This window comes from Streptomyces sp. NPDC057445, assembly GCF_042802855.1.
In the GTDB taxonomy this organism is placed as follows: Bacteria; Actinomycetota; Actinomycetes; order Streptomycetales; family Streptomycetaceae; genus Streptomyces.
The window spans coordinates 19990-44470 of record NZ_JBHVDH010000035.1; the positions used below are offsets into that span (position 1 = coordinate 19990).

Annotated in this window: 16 protein-coding genes; 7 read left to right on the plus strand and 9 right to left on the minus strand. The window is 71.6% G+C overall.

Annotation, left to right across the window (positions count from 1 at the left end):
- Positions 1 to 9: 9 nt before the first annotated feature.
- Entirely contained in the window at positions 10 to 450 is a 441-nt protein-coding gene (locus ACFU5O_RS35825; RefSeq protein WP_384246811.1) for an Rv3235 family protein, read from the minus strand.
- Between the two features lie 262 nt (positions 451 to 712).
- Here ACFU5O_RS35825 and ACFU5O_RS35830 point away from each other — a divergent pair, with 262 nt between their 5' ends.
- Complete coding sequence (locus ACFU5O_RS35830) at positions 713 to 1219, plus strand: DUF6912 family protein (RefSeq protein ID WP_384246812.1); 507 nt, start codon at positions 713 to 715, stop codon at positions 1217 to 1219.
- 58 nt (positions 1220 to 1277) lie between these two features.
- The gene (locus ACFU5O_RS35835; RefSeq protein ID WP_384246813.1) at positions 1278 to 1958 is read left to right on the plus strand and encodes an HAD family hydrolase; all 681 of its coding nucleotides are present in this window, start codon (positions 1278 to 1280) and stop codon (positions 1956 to 1958) included.
- A gap of 75 nt (positions 1959 to 2033) precedes the next feature.
- Here the strand turns inward: ACFU5O_RS35835 and ACFU5O_RS35840 are convergent, their stop codons facing one another.
- Positions 2034 to 2600 (minus strand): DJ-1/PfpI family protein, encoded by a 567-nt coding sequence (locus ACFU5O_RS35840; protein ID WP_384246815.1) that lies wholly within the window; start codon positions 2598 to 2600, stop codon positions 2034 to 2036.
- Positions 2601 to 3127: 527 nt separating this feature from the next.
- Between ACFU5O_RS35840 and ACFU5O_RS35845 the strand changes: the two genes are divergently transcribed.
- Positions 3128 to 8071: an NAD-glutamate dehydrogenase gene (locus ACFU5O_RS35845; RefSeq protein WP_384246818.1), complete on the plus strand. Its 4944-nt coding sequence runs from the start codon at positions 3128 to 3130 to the stop codon at positions 8069 to 8071.
- A 74-nt stretch (positions 8072 to 8145) separates the two neighbouring features.
- Here the strand turns inward: ACFU5O_RS35845 and ACFU5O_RS35850 are convergent, their stop codons facing one another.
- From ACFU5O_RS35850 to ACFU5O_RS35860, 3 genes are all read right to left on the minus strand, one after another.
- Positions 8146 to 9273, minus strand: coding sequence for a glycosyltransferase 87 family protein (locus ACFU5O_RS35850; protein ID WP_384246820.1), 1128 nt, complete (start codon positions 9271 to 9273; stop codon positions 8146 to 8148).
- A 176-nt stretch (positions 9274 to 9449) separates the two neighbouring features.
- Entirely contained in the window at positions 9450 to 10223 is a 774-nt protein-coding gene (locus tag ACFU5O_RS35855) for an ABC transporter ATP-binding protein (protein WP_384246823.1), read from the minus strand.
- On the minus strand, positions 10216 to 11115 hold the full coding sequence (locus ACFU5O_RS35860) for an ABC transporter permease (RefSeq protein WP_384246826.1): 900 nt from the start codon (positions 11113 to 11115) through the stop codon (positions 10216 to 10218). Before ACFU5O_RS35860 ends, ACFU5O_RS35855 begins: the two co-directional genes overlap by 8 nt.
- Positions 11116 to 11244: 129 nt before the next feature.
- On the opposite strand from ACFU5O_RS35860, the gene ACFU5O_RS35865 reads away from it, so the two are divergent.
- Positions 11245 to 11853, plus strand: a complete 609-nt coding sequence (locus ACFU5O_RS35865; protein WP_384246829.1) for a TetR/AcrR family transcriptional regulator — start codon at positions 11245 to 11247, stop codon at positions 11851 to 11853.
- A 190-nt stretch (positions 11854 to 12043) separates the two neighbouring features.
- Here ACFU5O_RS35865 and ACFU5O_RS35870 read toward each other — a convergent pair whose 3' ends face one another.
- The 4 genes from ACFU5O_RS35870 to ACFU5O_RS35885 all read right to left on the minus strand — a co-directional run bounded on the left by ACFU5O_RS35870 (position 12044) and on the right by ACFU5O_RS35885 (position 19708).
- Entirely contained in the window at positions 12044 to 12922 is an 879-nt protein-coding gene (locus tag ACFU5O_RS35870) for a carbohydrate ABC transporter permease (protein ID WP_384246831.1), read from the minus strand.
- Positions 12919 to 14289, minus strand: coding sequence for a carbohydrate ABC transporter permease (locus ACFU5O_RS35875; RefSeq protein WP_384246833.1), 1371 nt, complete (start codon positions 14287 to 14289; stop codon positions 12919 to 12921). Before ACFU5O_RS35875 ends, ACFU5O_RS35870 begins: the two co-directional genes overlap by 4 nt.
- Positions 14290 to 14296: 7 nt before the next feature.
- Complete coding sequence (locus ACFU5O_RS35880; protein ID WP_384246836.1) at positions 14297 to 15700, minus strand: ABC transporter substrate-binding protein; 1404 nt, start codon at positions 15698 to 15700, stop codon at positions 14297 to 14299.
- Positions 15701 to 15904: 204 nt separating this feature from the next.
- Complete coding sequence (locus ACFU5O_RS35885; protein ID WP_384246838.1) at positions 15905 to 19708, minus strand: FHA domain-containing protein; 3804 nt, start codon at positions 19706 to 19708, stop codon at positions 15905 to 15907.
- A gap of 441 nt (positions 19709 to 20149) precedes the next feature.
- On the opposite strand from ACFU5O_RS35885, the gene ACFU5O_RS35890 reads away from it, so the two are divergent.
- The 3 genes from ACFU5O_RS35890 to prfB all read left to right on the plus strand — a co-directional run bounded on the left by ACFU5O_RS35890 (position 20150) and on the right by prfB (position 24434).
- Positions 20150 to 21850 carry a serine/threonine-protein kinase gene (locus ACFU5O_RS35890; RefSeq protein WP_384246845.1) on the plus strand — a complete coding sequence of 567 codons (1701 nt, stop codon included), beginning with the start codon at positions 20150 to 20152 and terminating at the stop codon, positions 21848 to 21850.
- 156 nt (positions 21851 to 22006) lie between these two features.
- A complete protein-coding gene (locus tag ACFU5O_RS35895) occupies positions 22007 to 23242 on the plus strand; it encodes a serine/threonine-protein kinase (protein WP_384246840.1) in 1236 nt (411 codons plus the stop codon).
- An 85-nt stretch (positions 23243 to 23327) separates the two neighbouring features.
- A complete protein-coding gene (prfB, locus tag ACFU5O_RS35900; protein WP_384246843.1) occupies positions 23328 to 24434 on the plus strand; it encodes a peptide chain release factor 2 in 1107 nt (368 codons plus the stop codon).
- The last annotated feature ends 47 nt before the right edge of the window (positions 24435 to 24481 follow it).

A 24481-nucleotide genomic window follows, 5' to 3' on the forward strand; every position in this document is an offset into this window, starting at 1 on the left:
CGCGTGGCGTCACGCGTTCACCGCGATGCGTTCGCCGCCGAGTTCCACAGCCGCGCACCGCCAGCGCAGGTCGGCGCCCTGTTCGAGCCGGAAGGCCATCGCGTGGACGCGCTCACCGGCGCCGATACGGGCGAAGGCCTCGATGACTCCGGGCCGGGGGACGTACTCGTCGCAGTGGCGGACCACCGGCCGGGGACCGTTCGCGGCCAGGGGCGCGCCCGGGGCGAGGCGGATCAGGTGCTCGTAGGCGTCTCCGACGGTGTGGCCGAGCATCCAGTGGACCGGTCGCGTGCCGCTGAGGACCGAGACAAGGCGCTCGGCGAACCAGTAGCGGGGAAGGCGGGACCTGCCGCCGGCGGGCGGTACGGCCGGGCGCGGTGCGCGGCCCGGACCGCGGCTGTCGTGGCGCCCGCCGGGCTTCGTGCGTGTGCGTGCCGGGGTGTGGTCCATGGCTGTCGCCCCTTTCAGTACCCACAAGTAACTTCCGGTGCGGATCTTGTACGGCAGGGGCGCAGGGGTCGCAACGGCGGCCGGGCCGCCGGGGGTGGCCACCGGAAATCACCTATCCGGGTGACCGGAGGCCTCGGGTGACCTGGGAACGTCGTGGTCGCAGGCGCGCCGGAACGCCGCCCGAAAGGGCCTGCGGGGGCAGCCTGATGGGGTACTCCGCACGTATCCTTAAGTGCTCACCCGACGACGAAAGCGACCAGCCATGCGCGTCTATGTACCCCTGACCCTTTCCGGTCTCGCAGAGGCGTACAAGGCGGGCGAGCTGGGCCCCGGGCCGCTCACCGCGTATGCCGTGACGCCCGCGCTGCGCGAGTGGTACGTGTCCGACGACATCGAGGAGCTCGAGTACGCCGCGCTGAGCAGGGCCGCGGCGGGATCGCTCCGGCTGCTCGCCGGGGACCCGGAAGCGGCCAGGCGGCGGGTCGTCGTCGCCGTCGACGTGCCGGACGGGGCCGCGGTCGCCGATCCCGGCCAGGGGCTCGGGGCCGCCTCGCTCGGCGAGGTGCGGATCGCCTCTGCGGTGCCGCTGGCCAAGGCGGCATCGGTGCACGTGGACGCCGACGAGGCCCATGCCGATGTGTCCGCCGCCGCGGACGCGCTGGGCGCGGCGGATCACGGGGACGACGACGCGCAGTTCATCGTGGACGGTGCGGAGGATCATGAGCTGCTGTGGTTCGGGGTCCAGGAGATCGCCGGGCTCATCGACTGACCACCCGTTCGCTCTCGTGACGGCTGGCTGTCGTACCCGGGCGGTACCGTTTCCCGGCATGGGGAAGTACACGGGCGCGGGAAAGCGCGCCGCGCATCTGGTCTGGGACTGGAACGGGACGCTGCTCGACGACATCCACGCGGTCATCGAGGCGACGAACGCGTCCTTCGCAGAGATAGGCCTGGAGCCGATCACCCTCGAGAGGTACCGGGACCTGTACTGCGTGCCGGTGCCGCTCTTCTACGAGCGGCTCATGGGCCGGATGCCCTCGGACGAGGAGTGGGTGGTGATGGACGCCGTCTTCCACAAGCACTACTGGCAGCGCGCGGAGACCTGTGTGCTCACGGCGGGCGCCGCGGAGCTGCTCATCGAGCGGCAGTCCTCGGGGCGTACACAGTCCCTGCTGTCGCTGGCACCGCATGAGCAGCTGGTGCCGATCGTCCGGCGGCACGGCATCGAGGAGCGATTCCTTCGGGTCGACGGCCGCATCGGGGGCTCGCACGTGGGCAAGACGGAGCACATGGTGCGCCATCTCTCCGCGCTGGAAGACGTGCCGCCGGAGCGCATCGTGGTGATCGGTGACGCGGTGGACGACGCGGTGGCGGCGGCGCATGTGGGGGCGAAAGCCGTGCTCTACACCGGGGGGTCGCACAGCAGGGCCAGCCTGGAGTCGGCGGGCGTTCCGGTGGTGGACACCCTCGCGGAAGCGGTGACGGTCGCGGAGGAGCTGGCCGCGTAGCTCCCTGCGGTGGCTCAGGGCCTGCCCTGGGCGACACGGCGGGGAGACGGGGGCGCGGGGCGCCCCCGCCCCGGATCAGCTCAGCGGGGCCTTCGTCCGCAGCACCTTGAGGAACTCACGCATCCAGGCCGGGTGGTCCGGCCACGCGCGGGAGGAGACCAGGGTGCCGTCGACGACCGCTTCCGCGTCACGGAACGAGGCGCCGGCGGCCTGCATGTCGAGTTCGAGGGCCGGGTAGGCCGTGACCCTTCGCCCCGTGAGGCTGCCGATCGCGGCCGTCAGGAGGGGGCCGTGGCAGATCTGGGCCACGGGCTTGTCCGCGTCGAAGAAGGACTTGAGGATCTTCCGGAGTTCCGGGTCGTTGCGGAGGTACTCGGGCGCCCGGCCGCCCGGGATGACGATCGCGGCGTACTCGCCCGGGTCGACCTCCGAGAAGGCCAGGTCGGCGGGCCAGGTGTAGCCCGGCTTCTCCGTGTACGTGTCGAAGCCCGGCTCGAAGTCGTGCACCACGAACTGCAGCTTCTTGCGCGTGGGGGCGGCGATGTGGACCTCGTACCCCTCCTCGCGGAGCCGCTGGTACGGATACATGACTTCGAGGGACTCGGCCGCGTCGCCGGTGACGATCAGGATCTTCACAGTCATGGCTACTGCTCCCCGGTGTCGATCTGTCGATGTGCCGTCGTTTGATGCCGTGTGATGCCGTTTTCCGGCGCTTGAGCTCACTTGACGGCGCTTGTGGGTGAATGCCGGTCTTCGCCCCACGGGGCAAACCTGCCTCGCCCGGCACCGATTTGCCAAGAGGTCATGTGTCGCTGTCCAGAGTGTCAAACTTCCGGCCCCGCTTTTGTACACATACGGCTCATGACGGGGCCGGGGTGCGGGGCGATAGCCTTGACCCGTGATCAGCGCGATATGCCGTGGGGGCAGTGAAGCCCCCGGCCCGCGCCCGGGACGCCACAGCGGCCGGGTGCGAGCTGATCTTCCCTGCGGGCCGCGGCGGCGCGCCGCCCCGCATCGCCCCCCGGGCCCGCTGCGGGAATTGGCCGATTGCGGCCCGGGCATCTCTTACCACGGCATAGCGTCGACACCGACCGGACACCCCGCGTCGTGGCGTTGTGCCATCTTTTTCACCTACGTCACGCAACGGCGCGCGACAGGAGCCAGAGGACATGCAGACCAAGCTGGACGAAGCCAAGGCCGAGCTGCTCGAGAGGGCCGCCCGGGTAGCTGAGCACAGCCCGGGCGGGGGGCAACTTCCGACTGGGTCCGACGGCGGGGAGCGTCCTGACCAGGACACCCTCCGCGCATATCTCCAGCGCTACTACCTGCACACCGCCCCCGAGGACCTCACCGACCGCGACCCCGTCGACGTCTTCGGCGCAGCTCTCTCGCACTACCGGCTGGCGGGGAACCGCCCGCAGGGCACGGCCAACGTCCGGGTGCACACCCCGACCGTCGAGGAGAACGGCTGGATGTCCAGCCACTCCGTCGTCGAGGTCGTCACCGACGACATGCCCTTCCTGGTCGACTCGGTCACCAACGAGCTCACCCGCCAGGGCCGCGGCATCCATGTGGTGATCCACCCGCAGGTCGTCGTCCGCCGTGACGTCACGGGCAAGCTCATCGAGGTGCTCGGCAAGGAGCCGAACGGCGCCGCGCTGCCGCACGACGCCTTCACCGAGTCCTGGATCCATGTCGAGACCGACCGCGAGACCGACCGCGCCGATCTGAAGCAGATCACCTCCGACCTGCTGCGTGTCCTGTCCGACGTCCGCGAGGCCGTCGAGGACTGGGAGAAGATGCGCGACGCCGCGCTGCGCATGGCCGAGGAACTGCCCGCCGAGCCCACCGCGGACGACATCCGCGGCGAGGACGTGGACGAGGCCCGCGAGTTGCTCCGCTGGCTCGCCGACGACCACTTCACCTTCCTCGGCTTCCGTGAGTACACCCTGGTCGACGGCGACGCGCTGTCCGCCGTCCCCGGCACCGGTCTCGGCATCCTCCGCTCCGACCCGCACCACAGCGGCGACGACGCACACGGCCACCCGGTCAGCCCCTCGTTCAACCGGCTGCCTGCCGACGCCCGGGCCAAGGCCCGCGAGCACAAGCTGCTGATCCTCACCAAGGCCAACAGCCGCGCGACCGTCCACCGCCCCTCCTACCTCGACTACGTCGGAGTGAAGAAGTTCGACGCCGAGGGCAACGTCATCGGTGAGCGGCGCTTCCTGGGCCTGTTCTCCTCCGCCGCCTACACCGAGTCGGTGCGTCGCGTCCCGGTCATCCGGCGCAAGGTCACCGAGGTCCTCGACCAGGCCGGCTTCTCACCGAACAGCCACGACGGCCGCGATCTGCTGCAGATCCTGGAGACGTACCCCCGCGACGAGCTGTTCCAGACCCCGCCGGACCAGCTGCGCGAGATCGTCACCAGCGTCCTCTACCTCCAGGAGCGCCGCCGGCTGCGGCTGTACCTGCGCCAGGAGGAGTACGGCCGCTACTACTCGGCCCTCGTCTACCTGCCGCGTGACCGCTTCAACACGACCGTCCGCGAGCGGCTGACCGGCATCCTCAAGGAGGAGCTCGGCGGCACCAGCGTCGACTTCACCCTCATGAGCACGGAGTCGGTGCTCACCCGGCTGCACTTCGTCGTGCGCGTCGCGCCCGGCGCCGAGCTGTCCCACCTCACCGAAGCCGACAAGGACCGTATCGAGGCCCGGCTCGTCGAGGCCGCCCGTTCCTGGGACGACGGCTTCGCCGAGGCACTCAACGCAGACACCGGCGAGGAGCGTGCGGCCGAGCTGCTGCGGAAGTACTCCAGCGGCTTCCCCGAGGGCTACAAGGCCGACCACTCGCCGCGCGCCGCCGTCGCCGACCTGGCCCACCTCGAGCAGCTCACCAGCTCCGGCAAGGACTTCTCGCTCTCCCTCTACGAGCCGGTGGGTGCCGCGCCCGGCGAGCGCCGCTTCAAGATCTACCGGATCGGCGAGCAGGTCTCCCTCTCCGCCGTGCTCCCGGTGCTGAACCGCCTCGGTGTCGAGGTCATCGACGAGCGTCCGTACGAGCTGCGCTGCACGGACCGTACGCACGCGTGGGTCTACGACTTCGGTCTGCGCATGCCCACCGCCGGCGGCAACGGCGGCGACTACATCGGCGACGACGCCCGTGAGCGGTTCCAGGACGCATTCTCCGCCGTGTGGACCGGCGCGGCGGAGAACGACAGGTTCAACTCGCTCGTGCTGAGCGCCGGACTCACCTGGCGCGAGGCCGTGGTGCTGCGCGCGTACGCCAAGTACCTGCGGCAGGCCGGTTCGACCTTCAGCCAGGACTACATGGAGGACACCCTCCTCAACAACGTCCACACCACGCGGCTGCTGATCAACCTCTTCGAGGCCCGCATGGCCCCGGACCGCCAGCGCGCCGGCTCCGAGCTGACCGACGCGCTCATGGAGGAGCTGGACGCCGCGCTCGACCAGGTCGCCTCCCTCGACGAGGACCGGATCCTCCGTTCCTTCCTGACCGTCATCAAGGCGACGCTGCGCACCAACTTCTTCCAGGAGGCGGCGGGCGGCGAGTGGCACGGCTATGTGTCGATGAAGTTCGACCCGAAGGCCATCCCGGATCTGCCGGCGCCCCGCCCTGCCTACGAGATCTGGGTGTACTCGCCCCGGGTCGAGGGCGTGCACCTGCGCTTCGGCAAGGTCGCGCGCGGCGGTCTGCGCTGGTCCGACCGCCGTGAGGACTTCCGTACGGAGATCCTCGGCCTGGTCAAGGCGCAGATGGTGAAGAACACCGTCATCGTGCCCGTCGGCGCCAAGGGCGGCTTCGTCGCCAAGCACCTCCCGGACCCGTCCGTGGACCGCGACGCCTGGCTCGCCGAGGGCATCGCCTGCTACAAGACCTTCATCTCCGCGCTCCTCGACATCACCGACAACATGGTGGCCGGCGAGGTCGTACCGCCGTTCGACGTGGTGCGCCACGACGGCGACGACACGTACTTGGTCGTCGCCGCCGACAAGGGCACCGCGACGTTCTCGGACATCGCCAACGAGGTCGCCGTCGCGTACAACTTCTGGCTCGGCGACGCCTTCGCCTCCGGTGGCTCCGCGGGCTACGACCACAAGGGCATGGGCATCACGGCACGCGGCGCGTGGGAGTCCGTCAAGCGGCACTTCCGCGAGCTCGGCCACGACACCCAGACCGAGGACTTCACGGTCGTCGGCGTCGGCGACATGTCCGGCGACGTGTTCGGCAACGGCATGCTGCTCTCCGAGCACATCCGGCTCGTCGCGGCCTTCGACCACCGCCACATCTTCATCGACCCGAATCCGGACAGCGCCGTCTCCTACGCCGAGCGCCGCCGCCTCTTCGAGCTGCCCCGTTCGTCCTGGGCCGACTACAACAAGGAACTGCTGTCGTCGGGCGGTGGTGTCCACCCCCGTACCGCCAAGTCGATCCCCGTCAACGCGCATGTGCGCGAGGCCCTCGGCATCGAGGAGGGCGTCACCAAGCTCACCCCGGCCGAGCTGATGAAGGCGATCCTCCAGGCGCCGGTGGACCTGCTGTGGAACGGTGGCATCGGCACGTACGTCAAGGCCTCCACCGAGTCCAACGCCGACGTCGGCGACAAGGCCAACGACGCCATCCGCGTCAACGGCAACGAGCTGCGGGCCAATGTCGTCGGTGAGGGCGGCAACCTCGGCCTGACCCAGCTGGGCCGCATCGAGTTCGCCCGGGGCGGCGGCAGGATCAACACCGACGCCATCGACAACAGCGCGGGTGTGGACACCTCCGACCACGAGGTGAACATCAAGATCCTGCTGAACGGGCTCGTCGCGGAGGGCGACATGACCGTCAAGCAGCGCAACAAGCTCCTCGCCGAGATGACCGACGAGGTCGGCAAGCTGGTGCTGCGCAACAACTACGCGCAGAACGTGGCACTGGCCAACGCCGTCGCCCAGTCGCCGAGCCTCCTGCACGCCCACCAGCGCTTCATGCGCAGGCTGGGCAGGGAGGGCGCGCTGGACCGGTCGCTGGAGTTCCTGCCGAACGACCGGCAGATCCGCGAGCTGCTCAACAACAAGCAGGGCCTGTCGCAGCCCGAACTGGCCGTTCTGCTCGCCTACACCAAGATCACGGTGGCTGAGGAGCTGATCGGAACCTCGCTGCCGGACGACGTGTATCTGCGCGGTCTGCTGCACGCGTACTTCCCGAAGCCGCTGCGGGAGAAGTTCCCCGAGGCGGTCGACACCCACGCGCTGCGCCGTGAGATCGTCACCACGGTCCTGGTCAACGACACCGTCAACACGGGTGGTTCGACGTTCCTGCACCGGCTTCGCGAGGAGACGGGCGCATCGATCGAGGAGATCGTCCGGGCCCAGACCGCCGCCCGCGCGATCTTCGGTCTCGGCGAGGTGTGGGACGCCGTCGAGGCGCTCGACAACGAGGTCTCGGCCGATGTCCAGACCCGGATGCGGCTGCACTCGCGCCGTCTCGTCGAGCGCGGCACGCGCTGGCTGCTCGGCAACCGGCCGCAGCCGCTGGAGCTGACGGAGACGATTGAGTTCTTCGCGACGGGCGTCGAGCGGGTCTGGGCCGAGCTGCCGAAGATGCTGCGCGGTGCCGACCTGGAGTGGTACCAGGGGCTCCTCGAGGAGTTCATGGCCGCGGGCGTTCCGGAGGGTCTGGCCATGCGTGTCGCCGGCTTCTCGTCCGCCTTCCCGACGCTCGACATCGTCGCGATCGCCGACCGCACCGGCAAGGACCCGCTGGCCGTCGCCGAGATCTACTACGACCTGGCCGACCGGCTGCGGATCACCGAGCTGATGGACCGGATCATCGAGCTGCCGCGGGCCGACCGCTGGCAGTCCATGGCCCGCGCCTCCATCCGCGAGGACCTGTACGCGGCGCACGCCATGCTCACCGCCGATGTGCTCGCCGTCGGCAACGGCGCCTCGACGCCGGAGCAGCGCTTCAAGGCGTGGGAGCAGAAGAACGCGGCGATCCTGGGACGGGCGCGTTCGACGCTGGAGGAGATCCAGGGCTCGGACACGTTCGACCTGGCGAACCTGTCGGTGGCGATGCGGACGATGCGGCAGCTGCTGCGCGCGCACACCTGAGTGGATGAGTGAAGGGGGCGCCCGCCGTGTCGGTGGGCGCCCCCTTCGGCATGCTGCCTGTCGTACCGCCGCGGTCATGACGTCGTTCTCGCGCCGGCCGGTTTCCGCCGGCCGTCGCGCCCCGCTTCTGCGGCCGTCCACAGCCGGCGTGCCGACAGCAGAGCCGCGGCGAGCAGCAGAGCGTTCCGTACGACCATGAGCAGACAGCCCAGCGGGGTGCCCGCGAGGACGTCCTCGTACAGCACCGGATAGGCGAGCGAGCTCAGCGCGGTGGCGGGCAGCAGCAACAGCGCGACCGGGCGCTGGGTGGTGTGGCGGGAGGTGAGGCAGACCGCGGCCAGGCCGAGCAGCCAGATCAGGTACTGCGGGCTGATGACGCGGCTCGTGACGGTGAAGAGCAGTACGGCGCAGAGCGCGGCGTCGAAGGGAGTCGCGGTGGTCCAGCGCCGCGCGCGTACGCGCCAGAACAGCAGCCAGCAGAACGCGGCGGCGCTCAGCAGGAGGGAGAGCCGTGCCAGGCCCGTCACGTACGGGCCGACGAACTCGAAGGCGCCGTAGCGGTAGGCGACCGTGACCGGGCGGCCCGTCAGCCCCGCCAGGTGCAGCGCCGTGCCGCCCAGGGATTCGATCTGCAGGCCGCGGCCGCCCTGCTGCCGCAGGAAGTCCAGGGTGTGCGAGAACCCGAGGACCAGGACGGCGAGGAGGGCGGCGGCCGATGCCGCCGCCGAGGTCCATGCGGCGCGGGTGGCGGGGCCCCGGGGTGTGCCCAGCAGCGTCAGCGCGGGCCACACCTTGACCATGGCGCCGAGCCCTGCGAGCACGCCGGCCGTACGGGGGCGCCGGTGCCGCACGGCGAGCAGGGCGAGTACGGCCGGCGCGGTGACCTGGACGTCGTACCGGGCGAGCGGAATGTGCAGCAGCAGGGGCAGGCCGCCGGTCCAGAGCCAGGCGCCGGTCCGGCCAGCGCGCGCGAGCGCGAGCGTGACGGCCGCGTCGGCGAGGAGGGTCAGTGCGACGAAGGCCTCGAAGTAGCTGAGCCAGGGCAGGAGGGCCGGCGAGAGGAACACCGCCCCCGCGCCGGGCGGGTACTGCCATGTGACGTCGTCCCGTGGGAACGACCCCCGGGCGAGTACCTCGTACCAGCGGGCGTAGAGGACGTGCACCTCGCGGGCGACCCCGCCGACCCCGAGGTCGTCGCGCACGAGGAGTACGAGCATTCCGAGGGGTCGCGACCCAGACGGCGGCGAGGGCGGGACGGAGCCCGCCGAGTGCCGGACGGACCCGCGGAAGCTGCCGGTGGTGGTGCACGGGGACGCGGGTGGGGGCCTGCTGGGTCGTCATCGCCCCGCACCCTAGTCCGCTGTGCGGTGAATTGCCGTTATTTGGCCTTGGTGAAGGCCTCGTACGCCGCGACGACCTCCTTGGCGGGGCCGTCCATCCGCAGTGTCCCGGACTCCAGCCAGATCGCGCGGTCGCAGGTCTGCGTGATGGTCGAATTGCTGTGGCTGACCAGGAAGACCGTGCCCGCCTCCTCGCGCAGCTCGGTGATCCGCTCCTGGCTGCGCCGCTGGAACCTGGCGTCGCCGGTCGCCAGTGCCTCGTCGATGAGCAGGACGTCATGGCTCTTCGCGGCGGCGATGGAGAAGCGGAGCCTGGCCCCCATGCCGGAGGAGTACGTGCGCATCGGCAGCGAGATGAAGTCGTCCTTCTCGTTGATGCCGGAGAAGTCGACGATCTCCTGGTAGCGGTCGTGGACCTCGTCGCGGGTCATGCCCATCGCCAGTCCGCCCAGGATCACATTGCGCTCGCCGGTCAGATCGCCCATGAGGGCGGCGTTCACGCCGAGGAGGGACGGCTGGCCCTGGGTGTAGATCCTGCCCTTGGCGGTGGGGAGCAGGCCCGCGATCGCCTTCAGCAGCGTGGACTTGCCCGAGCCGTTCGAGCCGATCAGTCCGATCGCCTCGCCCTTGTACGCGGCGAAGCTGACGCCCTTGACGGCATGGACCTCACGGCCGCCGCCGCCCTTGTCCGTCTTGCGGGACAGGATCCGGCTCAGTGCGGCGGTGGCGGCGCCACGGCCGGTCTTCGCGCCGTTGACCTGGTAGGTGATGTGGACGCCGTCGACGACGACGGTGGGGGTCTGCTCAGCCACGTCCGTACTGCTCCTCAGCCTTCCAGAAGTACAGGAATCCGCCCGCTCCGAAGAGCACGGCCCAGCCGAGGGCGACCGCCCACACATGGGGCGGCAGCTGGGTCGAGGTGAAGCTGTCTATGAGCGCGAAGCGCATGAGGTCGATGTAGACGGCGGCGGGGTTGCACTGAAGGGCCACGGCGACCGCGTGCGGCATGCCCTTGAGGTGTGCCGAGAGGCTGAACATCACCCCGGACGCGTACATCCACGTCCGCAGCAGGAACGGCATCAGCTGGGCGATGTCGGGGGTGCGGGCGGCGACGCGGGCAACGGCCATCGACAGGCCGGTGTTGAAGACGGCCTGGAGCAGCAGGGCCGGAACCGCCAGCAGCCAGGACGCGCTCGGGAACTGACCGAAGCACATCAGGATCGCGGCCAGCGCGCCCAGGGAGAAGAGCAGTTGCTGCAGCTGCTGGAGGGCGAGTGCCACGGGGAGCGCGGCGCGTGGGAAGTGCAGGGCCCGGACGAGCCCGATGTTGCCGGAGACGGCCCTGGTCCCGGCCATGATCGAGTTGGACGTGAAGGTCCAGATGAAGACACCGGTGACCAGGAACGGCACGAAGTCGGGGACGTGATGGCTGGTCTCGAGCAGCAGCCCGAAGATCAGGTAGTAGACCGCCGCGTTGAGCAGCGGGGTCATCAGCAGCCAGACCTGGCCGAGCTTCGCCTGGCTGTACTGCGCGGTGAGCCGGGCGGTCGCGAACGCGGTGATGAAGTGCCTGCGCGACCACAACTGGCGGACGTACTCGCCGAGCGAAGGGCGGGCACCGCTGACGGTCAGGCCGTGACGAGTGGCGAGCTCGGCAAGGCTTTCCGCCGGTGGTGCCGGCCTGGTGATCGTCTGACTGCTCACACTCGTCGCTTTCGCCGGAGGGCAGGAGGTCGCAGGCGACGGGACGGACCCGTATCGTCGCTACGGCGAGAGTAGGGCGGATCTACGTCGCAACGCAACCGTCTCGTCGTCACGGGTATGCTCCTGGACATGACCAGGGACCCGGGAACCCCACGACGCGCCCCCGCGGGAGCCGCAGTGCTCCGGGAGGACGTCACAGAAGCCATCCGCGCCGCCGTCTTCGAGGAACTGGCCGCGGTCGGCTTCGCCCGGATGTCGATCGAGGGCATCGCGCGACGGGCGGGTGTGGGCAAGACCGCCGTCTACCGGCGGTGGAAGTCCAAGCTGTCGCTCGTTCTGGACCTGGTATCGGCCTTCGCCGCGAAAGGGCTGCCCGCCCCGGCGACCGGTTCGCTGTACGGGGACGTCCGCGCGCTCCTCGAAGTCGCCTCGCACGCCCTGCGCCATCCGGTGGCGTCCCAGGTCATCCCCGACCTGCTGGTCGAGGCCGCCCGCCACCCGGAGATCTCCGACGCGATCAAGGCGGCCCTGCTCGACAGTCAGCAGGGCGTTGCCGCGCTGGTGGTGCGCGACGCGGTCGCGCGGGGCGAGCTGCCCGGTTCGGCCGACCCGGACCGTGCGCTCGACCTGATCGTCGGGCCGCTCTACTGGCGGCTGGTGGTCGTGCGCAGCGACCTGCCGAAGGGGTATCTGGACGACCTGGCGGCGTCGGCGGTGGCGGCGCTCACGCGGAGCTGACGTCCGCGGCTCAGGAGCAGGCCACCTGGGCGCGGCGGCCCCGTAACTCCGGCCGGACCCCGACGTCAATCTTCACGCGACCCGCAACTTCCCCAAGGGCAGGGCCCTTGGGTGGAGCGGACGCGGGCCCCGCCACCGGCCGGGTCCGCGCCGCCGACGGTGGCGACGAGGTGGGCGTCCGCGCGTTGCCCTACTTGACCGCTCCCGCCATGACACCCGACACGAACTGCCGCTGGAACGCGAAGAACACGGCGAGCGGAATCACCATCGAGACGAACGCGCCGGGCGCCAGGACGTCGATGTTGTTTCCGAACTGCCGTACCTGCTGCTGCAGCGCCACCGTGATCGGCGGCGACTCGGAGTCCGCGAAGATCAGCGCGACCAGCATGTCGTTCCAGACCCAGAGGAACTGGAAGATCCCGAGCGAGGCGATCGCAGGCCCGCCGAGCGGCAGTACCACCTTGGTGAACAGCCTGATCTCGCCCGCCCCGTCGAGGCGGGCGGCCTCGAGCAGTTCTCTCGGGATCTCCGCGAAGAAGTTCCTCAGGAGGAAGATCGCGAAGGGGAGGCCGAAGGCGACATGGAAGATCACGACTCCTGCCGTGGTCTCGAAGATCCCGACCGCGCCGAACAGCTTCGAGACGGGCACGAGAGCGACCTGGACCGGGACGACGAGCAGTCCGACGACGACCAGGAACCACCAGTCACGTCCCGGGAACTCCATCCAGGCGAACGCGTACCCCGCGAGCGAGCCGATCACCACCACCAGGACCGTGGCCGGAACGGTGATCAGGACCGTGGAGAGGAGCGAGTCCGTGATGGTCTCGTTCTGCAGCAGCCGGGAGTAGTTCTCCGTCGTGATCTGGGCGGGCGCGGTGAAGACCTCCCACCAGCCACTGGCGTTGATGTCGGCGGGTGAGCGGAGGGAGGACAGCAGCAGCCCGATGGCCGGCAGCAGCCAGAAGAGCCCGACAAGGACGAGGAAGACCCGCATGGCCCCGCCGCCGGCCCGGGCGGCGGAACGCGAGGCGAACGACTTCTTCGCCCTGACGGCGCTGTCGCTGCTCATCGGCGTGTTTCCCTTCGCATCCGCCGGACGTTGAAGAGCATCACCGGAATCACCAGAAGCAGCAGGAGGACGGCGATGGCGCTACCCACGCCCAGGTGGGCGTCGGTGCCGAACGACGAGCGGTAGAGCTGGAGCGCCAGCACATTCGCGTCGTCCTGTGCCGAGCCCGGCGCGATGATGAAGACCAGGTCGAAGATCTTCAGGACATTGATCATGAGCGTCACCAGGACGACCGCCAGGACCGGCGCGAGGAGCGGGACGGTCACCTTCCGGAAGACCTGCCACTCGTTGGCGCCGTCCACCCGGGCGGCCTCCAGCAGCTCGCGCGGCACGGCTGCCAGCCCCGCGGCGATCAGCACCATCGCGAAGCCCGCCCACATCCAGACGTAGGACCCGATGATGGCCGGGGTCACGAGCGAGGGGCCGAGCCAGTCGACTCCGTTGTACGGCTCGCGGAAGTTGCTCTCCGGCAGCCGGAGCCGGGCGCCGTCCGCCACGGCGGGCAGCGAGAACGTGCCGTCCGCGGCGGCCGTGGCGGTGGCGACGACCTTGCCGTCCTTCACCGCCTCGACCTTGATCCCCTTGAGGCCCAGTTCCGTGGCGTCGATGGCGTTGGGCTTTCCGCCGCCGCCCCGGGTGAAGTCCAGCCAGGCGGTACCCGTGATCCTGTCGGACCCGGTCGCGGGGGCCTTCGCGGGCTTCGCGTCGCCCGGCATCTTCGCGGGCGCCACCCCGACCAGGGGCAGCTGTACGGCGGTACCCGCGTGGACCGGCTCCTTGGTGATGAACGCTCCGCCGCCGGCCGCCTCGAGCGGATGGACGGGGAGCGGATGCGCCGTGGGGAAGCCGGCCGACTCGGCGAAGGTGTCGTGGACGCCCACCCAGACCGCGTTGGCGACGCCGCGCTCGGGGTCCTGCTCGTAGACCAGCCGGAAGATGATGCCCGCGGCGAGCATCGAGATCGCCATGGGCATGAAGACGATGAGTTTGAACGCCGTGCCCCAGCGGACCCGTTCGGTGAGCACGGCGAAGATCAGACCGAGGGCGGTGGCGACGGCAGGCGCGAAGACCACCCAGATCGCGTTGTTCTTGACGGCGGTGAGGATGGTGTCGTCGGTGAAGATCTCGACGTAGTTGTCCAGCCCGGCGAAGGAACTGCCGGACTTGTCGAAGAACGACCGGTACACCGAATACCCGATGGGGTAGACCACGAGCGCGCCGAGCAGCACGAGGGCGGGCAGCAGAAAGCCCACGGCGACGAACCGGCGGGTGCCGGTCACGCTCTTGCGTACGCCACCAGGGGCGGAGGGCGCCGGACCCTCCGCCACGCCGGCGGGCGCTCCGTTGGACGCTCCGGGGGCCTTCATCACGGCATCAGCTCTTGTACGCCTTGGCCGCGTCGGCCTCCAGCCGCGCCTGCGTGCCCGCGATGTCCTTCGGGTTCTTCAGGAAGTCCTGCAGCGCCTTCCACTCACCCTTGCCGGGCGTACCGCCGAACGACTGCGGCATCTGGTCCGACATGTCGAACCGGAAGTCGTCGCCCGCGGCGATCAGCGCCTTCGCGATGTCCCGCTGGACGTCGTTCGGATACGCGGACACGTCCAGGGACTTGTTGGGGGAGATGAATCCGCCGGACTCCGCCCAGATCTTCGCGGCGTCGGGCGAGGCCAGGAACGTCAGCAGTGCCTGCGCGCCCTTGGAGTCCTTGAGGGCGACGGCCGCGTCGCCGCCGGTCACCACCGGCGGCTGGGCGCCGACCGCGGGGAAGGGGAACACCTTGGCGTCCGTACCGATCTTGGCCTCTGTCCCCGCGATGTTGATCGTCACGAAGTCGCCCTCGAAAACCATCGCGGCCTTGGGCTGGTCACCGCCGGTGAAGGTCTGCGTGACGGACTTGGGGAACTCGGTCTGCAGCGCCCCGTCCGCGCCGCCCGCGATCAGGGAGGGCTTGCCGAACAGTTCCGCGAGGCTCGTCAGCGCCTGCTTGACGGAGGGATCGGTCCACTTGATCTCGTGCTTTGCCAGCTGGTCGTACTTCTCGGGCCCCGCCTGGGACAGATAGACGTTCTCGAACCAGTCCGTGAGCGTCCAGCCGTCCGCGCCGCCGACCGACACCGGAGTGACGCCGGATGCGGAGATCGTCTCGGCCGTCGTCAGGAAGTCCTTCCAGGTCTTGGGCTCGGTGGCGCCCGCGTTCTCGAAGACGGCGTTGTTGTACCAGATGAGGGACTTGTTGGCGGCCTTGAAGTAGACCCCGTAGGCGGTGCCGTCGACCGATCCGAGGTCCTGCCAGCCCTTGGCGTAGTTCTTCGCGAGCTCGGCCCTGGCCTCCGGTCCGGCGGGCTTGGCCCACTTCTGTGCCACGGCCTGCTGGATCGCGCCCACCTGGGGCAGCATCGCGACATCGGGCGGGCTGCCACCGGCGATCTTCGTGCCGAGGAAGTTGACGATCGGGTCCTGTGCGGGGACGAAGGTGACAGTGGCGCCGGTGCGCTTCTCGAACTCCTTCAGGACCTTGGTGAAGTTCTCCTGCTCAGGCCCTGTCCAGACGGCCGCGACCTCGATCTTCTCGCCGTTCAGCTTGGGCAGCCGGACGGACGGTGCGGAGTCGCTTCCGGTCGCCCTGTCCGGTGTGCCGCTGCCGCCGTCGTTGTCGCCGCCGCAGCCGGTGAGTGCCAGGACGCTCAGGGCGACGAGCGCCGTGGCGGCCCTGGAGGTCTTGGCGGTCCTTGCGGCCCCGCGCTTACGACCAGATGAGATTGTCCGAGTTGTGCGCATCACTGCCCCGTCTCTGCCGTGCGCCTTCGGAGGGCGCGGCGGCCGTGACGCAGGCAGCACCGCTTCCGTCCCGTGTCGTCAGGTCTACGCCCGGCGCACGGGGGAGGCAATAGCGCCCTCGCTGTCAACGCACCGATCGTGATCGGCTCGTGACGTGTGGTCAGCTCTTGGGGGAGTGGTGGCAGAGACCTGCGGGGTACGGCGTCAGGAACGCGACGGCGTCAGGGGCGGCAGGGGCACGGCGTCGACCGAGCGGGCCGCGCGGTCGAGGGCGCTGGCCAGCAGGGCCAGATCGGTGGGGCCGTTGCCCAGTTCGCGGACGGGGCGGCGGGCGGGCGGGTCACCCATCCGCTCCCACTCCAGCTCCACGACCGTGGGCCGCAGCGTTGCTGTTCGCGGGATGCGGCCGGTCACCCGGCCCGTCTGGAACGGCGTCACGCGCCCGTCCGGATGTCCGAGACGGCCGCGTCCCGGGGCCGGGTCGTCCGGGCCGGGAGACGCGGGAGGCGCGTCGAGCACCACGCGCAACCGGGAGCTGTGCGCCAGTTCCGTGTCCGCCGTCCGGTCGGGCCTGGCGGACGTCGCGACCAGGTGGACGCCGAGCCGCTCGCCGTCCCTGGCCACGGCCTCCAGCGCCCGTACGACGGAGCCGGCCGCGGGGCGTCCTGGGCTGCCGAGCGCGGGGGCGACCAGGGCGTCGTAGTCGTCGACGAGCACGACGAGCCTGGGCAGCGGGTGCGGTGCTTCCACCTTCGTACGCCCACCGGCGGGGCGGAGCCTGAGGGTGCCGCTGGGGAGTGAGTCGAGGTCGCCACGGGTCTCGCCCCGTGCCTCACCTCGTGAATCCCCCCGCGCCTCACCACGTGACTCGCCGCCCGTATCCGTACGAGCATCGGCACGCGACTCCGCCGGGCTCGGCGAGCGCTGACCCACCAGCCGCTCCGAGACCTCACGGCGCGTATGCCACTCGGTGAAGCTCTCCTGTCCCAGCAGCTCGGCCCGACGCTTCAGCTCCGCCCCGAGGGCCTGCGCGAACTCACGCATCCGGACCGGGTCCGACGCCACCAGATGCTCGGTGACATGCGGGAGTTCCGTACAGGCCGCCAGGCCCTCGCCCCGCTCGCCGCCCGCGCCGTCGACCAGCAGCAGACCGAGCCGGTCCGGCCGTCCGGCCGCGGCCAGCGACGCGGCGACCGCGCGGAGCAGTTCCGTACGGCCACTGCCCGCCGGCCCCTCTATCAGCAGATGAGGACCGTCCGTGCTCAGGTCCACACCGAGCGGACCGCGCGGACCGGCGCCGAGCACCGCCGTGCCGTCAGAGGCGGAGGCCCAACGGGTCATCAGTGACGCGGGCGTGGCACGGGCCAGCCCCAGCTCGTCCAGCAGTCGTGCCGACCGGGGCAGGGGCGCGGCCACCGACCGGCCCCCTGGGCCTGCACCGGCGCCGTCCGTGTCCGCCGCGCGCAGCGGCGCGAGCGCCCGGCCGAACCGCTCGGCCCAGGCCGTGGAGACCGCGTCCACCGCGGCGACCGTGCCGTGACCGGCGGGCTGCCCCGCGACCGTGCGCAGCAGCCGCAGAGCCGTCGCCACATCGCCGCTCAGCAGCGCGACGGCCCCGCACTCGCGGAACGCGAGCGACGCCGCGCACGCCTCCTCGTACGTCGCCGCGACCGGGGAGAGCGGCGAGGCCGCAGGGGTCTCTGCCAGACAGACGACATGGATGCCCCCGGCCGCGCCCGCCTCGGCCAGTCGCGCGGTGGTCTCGCGCAGCGCCGCGGAGCCCGGGTCGCCGTCCATGACCAGCACCGTGCGCGGTCCCGTGTGGCGCGCGGCCGCTGCCTCGACGTCCCGGCGGTCGGCGCTCGGCCAGCCGGGGCCGAGCGGGCTGTCGTCCAGTCGCCGGGTCAGCTCGGCAGCCCGGGCGGTCGCCTGGTCCCGGTCGTACGCCATGAGAAGCCGGCAGTCCTGCCCGTGAGCGGGCCGAAGATGCGGCAGCCAGCCGAGCCAGCCCCAGTCGCGCCTGCGCTCGTCCAGGGGCCTGGCGCGGTCCGTGCTGATCAGCACGATCTCCAGACCGGTGGGCGAGTGCAGCGCGGCGAGCTGCGCCAGAACGGATCTGGCGAGTCCGGTGAGCCGGGACCGCGGTCCGGCGAGACCGAGCGATCCGGCCTCGCGCAGGCCGACGGTGACGGGCACGGAGGGGGTGTCCGCGCGGTCCGCGGTCCCGAGCCGGACGACGAGCTCTTCCGGGTGCCCGGGACCTCGCTCCCAGAGCCGCGGCCCGGGCCCGAGTGCGGTGAGCAGCACGGCGGCCGGGTCCGGCCACGTCTCGACGAGGGGCGCCGCGGCCGGCACCACGGGCTCCCCGTGCTCCGTCGTGTCCTCGTGGACGGCGTCCCCCCGCCCTCCGGCAAGCCGCCGCGCCCAGGCACCTATGCCGCGCCTGCGCGATCCCGTCTCGCCACGTACGCGGCGGCGCTGCGCCTCGTCGTGCCCGAGCGCAGGCTCACCGTCCTCGGCCCCGCGGCCCGTACCGTCGCCCGCCTCGCGAAGGGCTCCGCGAAGAGCTCCGCCGTGCGTGGCTCCTGGGCCGCTCGCCGCGAGGTCCTCGCTGCCTATGCCTGCCCGGACGGTGTCGCCGTGCACCGCGTCGGTGTCACCGGCGAGGCCCCGGTGCGTCCGTTCGCCCCTGCCCGCCGGTCGGCCACCGCCGTACGTGGCATCCGTGGCATCGGTGCCGCCGGTGAGGCTTCCGCCCGCCCCGTCGCCGGGCGGGCGGAGCGCATCGTCGCGTCGCGCGGCTCCGGCGCCGCGTCCGCCGAAGCTCGTGGGCGCCCGGCCGGCGCCCGAACGCTGTGCCTCGGATTCGTCGGAGGCATCCCGGCCGGCCCGACCTCGGCCGGTCATCTGCCGGTCCGCCCCCGACGAGCGGTCCGTGCCACCGGACGCCCCGGGGCCGGCTGCGTCGGGCGCCGTGCCGTCGGCCGCGTACCCGGCCGCCTCGCGTCCCTGTCCCGCCCGCCGGTCTGCCGCGCCCGGGCCGGGCGTCCGCCGGTCGGGCCCATGGACGCCTCGGCCGTACGTCCCGTGGTCGCTGCCCTGCCCATCCGTGGCCGCCGCCGCGCGCCCTTCCGCGCCGCCGGAGGCTTCCGCAGCGCGCCCTGTCACGTTTCCCCGGACTCGCCGGTCGGCGGCCGTCAGCCCGTCGTCATCCCGGGCCCACGAGGGAACCGCCCGGCCGCCCGGGGCCGTGCGTCCGTCCTCGTGGCCGTACGGGCCGGCATCCGGCTCGTCCGCCGCCTGACCGCGAGCATGGTCCGCCGTGCCCGCCGGGTCCGGTGCGGGGGCGCTGCGCACCCGCAGATGCCCCTCGCCGTCAGGGGTGGTCGCCAGCCGGGCCGGAGCCACCGGCGGAGCCAGTCGCAGGGTGGACTCGCCGAGGCGGAGGAGCGCGCCCGGGTGGAGGCGGACCGGCCGGGGGCCGACTTCCGTGCCGTCCAGGGTGGTGCCGTTCGTGGAGCCGAGGTCCGCGACCGTGACCAGGCCGTCGTCCGTGACGGTCACCGCGCAGTGGAGCCGCGAGACATCGGGGTCGTCGAGCGGCACGTCCGCATCGGCCGCGCGTCCGATGCGGATCTGGCCGCCGTGCAGCAGATGGACACCGCCCGCGTCGGGCCCCGCGACCACATGGAGCTGCGCCTGCGACGTGGCCTCGCCGTGGCCGTCGTCGTCAGAGGGGACCTGGAGCGACAGCACCGCGCCGTCCACCAGCGGGGGCTCGCCCAGCGCGCACCGCTGGGCGTCCAGCCGCTCGCGCCCCGCGTACAGCACGACCGTCCCGGCGGCGTCCGGCCCCGACACGGCCGCGGCGAGCCCGGAGGCCACCGCCGCGAGTGCCGTACCGGCCGGGGCCGTGACCAGTACGTCGCGCACACGCCCCGCGGCGCCGGACGCGGACTGCGTGGACTGGCCGCTGCGCGGCGCGAGCACGGTCAGCCGGATCTGCATCGCCGTCAGAGGTCCCTTCTGCGCGGGGTGCCCGGCAGGGGAGCCGCCCTGTGATTCCCCCCACCCGGCAGGTCGGCACGGCCGCGCAGGACTCTCCCCGCCCCAACACATCCGTGCTGGGGGCATCCTCGCACCTGCCACCGACAACACGCCCGCCACCCACCCTCAAGTGATCTTGATTGGTCGGCTCTGGACGTAAAAATGCCTGGTTGGGATCGCCTCTGCCGTCCTCGACACGGCTGGCCGGCAACCATCCGCCCCTCAGCCGCGTCTTAGGGGCCCACCGACCATGTCCACTGCACACGCCGGTGACCCGATCGGCGGCACTACAGTGGGTCGGACACCCGGTCGGGTCCATACATGAACCGGGGACCTGTGGAGGGACCCACCCCGGGCACCGCCCGGAACCACCTGTACCACGATCAGCAGGGAGCACATGACGTGCGGCCGGTAGGCAGCAAGTACCTGCTCGAGGAACCGCTCGGCCGCGGTGCCACGGGCACCGTCTGGCGAGCCCGCCAGCGGGAGACCGCCGGTGCCGAGGCAGCCGTCCCCGGCCAGCCGGGCGAGACCGTCGCGATCAAGGTCCTCAAGGAGGAGCTGGCGAACGACGCGGACGTGGTGATGCGCTTCCTGCGTGAGCGCTCCGTCCTGCTCCGCCTGACCCACCCGAACATCGTCCGCACCCGCGACCTGGTCGTCGAGGGCGATCTGCTCGCCCTGGTGATGGACCTCGTCGACGGTCCTGACCTGCACCGCTACCTCCGGGACAACGGCCCGTTCACACCCGTCGCGGCCTCTCTCCTCACGGCCCAGATCGCGGACGCGCTCGCCGCCAGCCACGCCGACGGCGTGGTCCACCGCGACCTCAAGCCCGCGAACGTCCTGCTCGCCGAGCGCGCCGGCGAGATGCACCCGATGCTCACCGACTTCGGTATCGCGCGCCTCGCGGACTCCCCGGGCCTGACCCGCACGCACGAGTTCGTCGGCACCCCCGCTTACGTGGCCCCGGAGTCCGCCGAGGGCCGCCCGCAGACGTCTGCCGTCGACATCTACGGCGCCGGAATCCTTCTGTACGAGCTGGTCACCGGCCGTCCGCCGTTCGCGGGCGGCACGGCCCTGGAGGTGCTGCACCGGCACCTCAGCGAGGAGCCCCGCCGCCCGTCCACCGTCCCCGGTCCGCTGTGGACGGTGATAGAGCGCTGCCTGCGCAAGGAGCCGGGCGAGCGGCCGAGCGCCGAGAACCTCGCCCGCGGCCTGCGCACCGTGGCCGCCGGGGTCGGCATCCACTCCACGCCCGCCCAGATCGAGGCCGCAGAGGGCGTCGGCGCACTGCTCGCGCCCGACCCGTCACCGGCGACCGTCCCGGGCATGCCGGGCGCGGCCGACCCCACCCAGGTGCTGTCGGCGAACGCGTCGTCCTCGTACGACCCGAACGCCGCGACCAGCGTGATGCCGCAGACCGGCGGCCACGCGGGTGCCGCGGACCCGACGAGCGTGCTGCCGCGCGGCGCCGCCGCCGACCCGACCGCCGTCATGCCGCCCGTGCCTCCGCGCCCGGACGGACCGCCGCGTCCCGGGCCCGACGATCCTCACCCCTGGCAGTCCCAGCTCCAGGCGGCCCGGGACCGCAACGAGCAGACCCAGGTCCAGTACCTGGACCCCGGCCAGGACCCCCTGCGCCGCCGCCCGCAGCGCCGGCCGGCGCCCCAGCCCGCCCCGCAGCACCAGCAGCGGCCTCAGCAGCGCCCGCAGCAGCCGCAGCCGCAGCGCCGGCAGCAGTACGCGCCGCCGCCGCAGCAGTACGCCCCGCAGCCCCCGCAGCGGCAGCAGTACGCGCCCCCGCAACCGCCGCCGCAGCAGCCCGCCCCGCGCCCGCCGCGCCAGCCCCGCCAGCGCAGCGCCAACCCGATGCGGATCCCTGGCCTCGGCTGCCTCAAGGGCTGCCTGTTCATGGTGCTGATCCTGGTCGGCGCTGGCTGGCTGGCCTGGGAGTTGTTCCTTCAGGACTGGGTCGCCCAGGGGAGGAGCTACTGGGACGTCATCGGCGACGGGATCACGAGCGCGACGAAGTTCGTCGAGGAGCTCTTCGCCTCGGACGCGGGGACCGGCACGGGCACAGGTACGGGCACCGGCCAGTAGCCGACGAGCGCCCTGCAATGAGCGATCGCCCTGTCGCTATGTCGACTTCTGCGGGGGAAATAGCCCCGCAGAAGTGACGGTTGGCGCCATCCGGGGCACTCAACCCCCCGACGGCCGCGTACTTTATGGGCAACGCCAGCCGCTGAGGGAGCAGTCTTGGCACGGAATATCGGCAGCCGGTACACCGCCCACCAGATCCTCGGGAGGGGCAGCGCCGGCACGGTGTGGCTCGGCGAGGGGCCCGAGGGGCCTGTCGCCATCAAGTTGTTGCGCGAGGACCTCGCGTCCGACCAGGAGCTCGTCGGGCGCTTCGTCCAGGAGCGCACCGCCCTGCTCGGACTCGACCACCCCCGGGTCGTCGGCGTCCGTGACCTGGTCGTGGACGGCAACGACCTCGCCCTGGTGATGGACCTGGTCCGCGGCACCGATCTGCGCACCCGCCTCGACCGCGAGCGCCGGCTCGCCCCCGAGGCCGCGGTCGCGATCATCGCCGATGTCGCCGAGGGCCTCTCCGCGGCCCACGCCGCCGGAGTAGTGCACCGCGACGTCAAGCCGGAGAACATCCTGCTCGACATGGAGGGCCCCCTCGGCCCCGGCGGCGCACACCCCGCACTGCTCACCGACTTCGGCGTCGCCAAGCTGATCGACACCCCGCGCCGCACCAAGGCCACCAAGATCATCGGGACGCCGGACTATCTGGCCCCGGAGATCGTCGAGGGCCTGCCGCCACGCGCCGCCGTCGACATCTACGCCCTGGCCACGGTCCTCTACGAGCTGCTCGCCGGGTTCACCCCCTTCGGCGGCGGCCACCCCGGCGCGGTCCTGCGCCGCCATGTGACCGAGACCGTCGTCCCCCTGCCCGGTATCCCGGACGAGCTGTGGCAGCTGATCGTCCAGTGCCTGGCCAAGGCGCCCGCGTCCCGGCTCCGCGCCTCCGAGCTCGCCGCCCGCCTCCACGACCTGCTGGCGCTGCTGCGCGGCATGCCCCCGCTCGAGGTGGACGAGCCGGACGCGGAGCCCGCGTCCGAGGCCTACGAGGAGCACGACCACGCGACCCTGCCCAGCTCGCCCCGCAGGGCCGCCGTCCCGCTCGTGCCAGGCTCGGCCACCGACTCCAACCGGGACACCCACACCTCCATGCGCGTTCCCGGCCCCGACGAGCTCGCGGGCGGCGCCCGCGGCACGGCCCGCGCCCCCCGCACCCCGGGCCAGCGCCGTCCCGGCTCCGCCCGCCACAAGGCGGAAGCGGTGCGCAGGCGCCGGATCACGCTCGGTGTGGCGGGCCTCGCCCTGGCGGCCGCGGCCGGGGTGGGCGGCTGGCTGGCCACGGCCGGTGACGACGAGGGCGTACCGCCTCAGGACTCCAAGCAGTCGGCCCCCTCACAGCCGTAGGGCCCGGCCTCAGGATCGGGCCCCGGCGGATCCCGGGCGTGGACGGGCGGGACTGTATGCCTCGGCCAGCCGTTACGCTGGACCCGTGGCAGTCGTCGATGTATCCGAAGAGCTGAAGTCCCTCTCCTCGACCATGGGGTCGATCGAGGCCGTCCTCGACCTGGACAGGCTGAGGGCAGATATCGCCGTGCTCGAGGAGCAGGCGGCGGCGCCGTCCCTGTGGGACGACCCCGATGCGGCGCAGAAGATCACCAGCAAGCTCTCGCACCTGCAGGCCGAGGTCCGCAAGGCTGAGGCGCTGCGCGGGCGGATCGACGACCTCGAGGTCCTGTTCGAGCTCGCCGAGGCCGAGGACGACCCGGACACGCGTCTGGAGGCCGAGGCCGAGCTGGAGTCCGTCCGGAAGGCGCTGGACGAGATGGAGGTCCGCACCCTCCTCTCCGGCGAGTACGACGAGCGCGAGGCGCTCGTCAACATCCGGGCCGAGGCCGGTGGCGTCGACGCCGCCGACTTCGCCGAGCAGCTGCAGCGCATGTACATGCGCTGGGCCGAGCGGCACAACTACGGCACCGAGATCTACGAGACGTCGTACGCGGAAGAGGCCGGCATCAAGTCGACCACCTTCGTGATCAAGGCGCCGTACGCCTACGGCACCCTCTCGGTCGAGCAGGGCACGCACCGCCTCGTCCGTATCTCCCCCTTCGACAACCAGGGCCGCCGCCAGACGTCCTTCGCGGGCGTCGAGGTCCTCCCGGTCGTCGAGCAGTCCGACCACGTCGAGATCGACGAGACCGAGCTGCGCGTGGACGTCTACCGCGCGTCCGGCCCGGGCGGCCAGGGTGTCAACACGACGGACTCCGCGGTCCGCATCACCCACATCCCGACCGGCATCGTGGTCTCCTGCCAGAACGAGCGCTCCCAGATCCAGAACAAGGCGAGCGCGATGAACGTCCTCCAGGCGAAGCTCCTCGAGCGCCGCCGCCAGGAGGAGCAGGCCAAGATGGACGCCCTCAAGGGCGACGGCGGCAACTCCTGGGGCAACCAGATGCGTTCGTACGTCCTCCACCCGTACCAGATGGTCAAGGACCTGCGGACGGAGTTCGAGGTCGGCAACCCGCAGTCGGTGCTGGACGGCGAGATCGACGGCTTCCTGGAGGCCGGAATCCGCTGGCGCAAGCAGCAGGAGAAGTAGCTTCACCCGGTACGACAGTGGCGCCGGGCCCTCGACAGGGCCCGGCG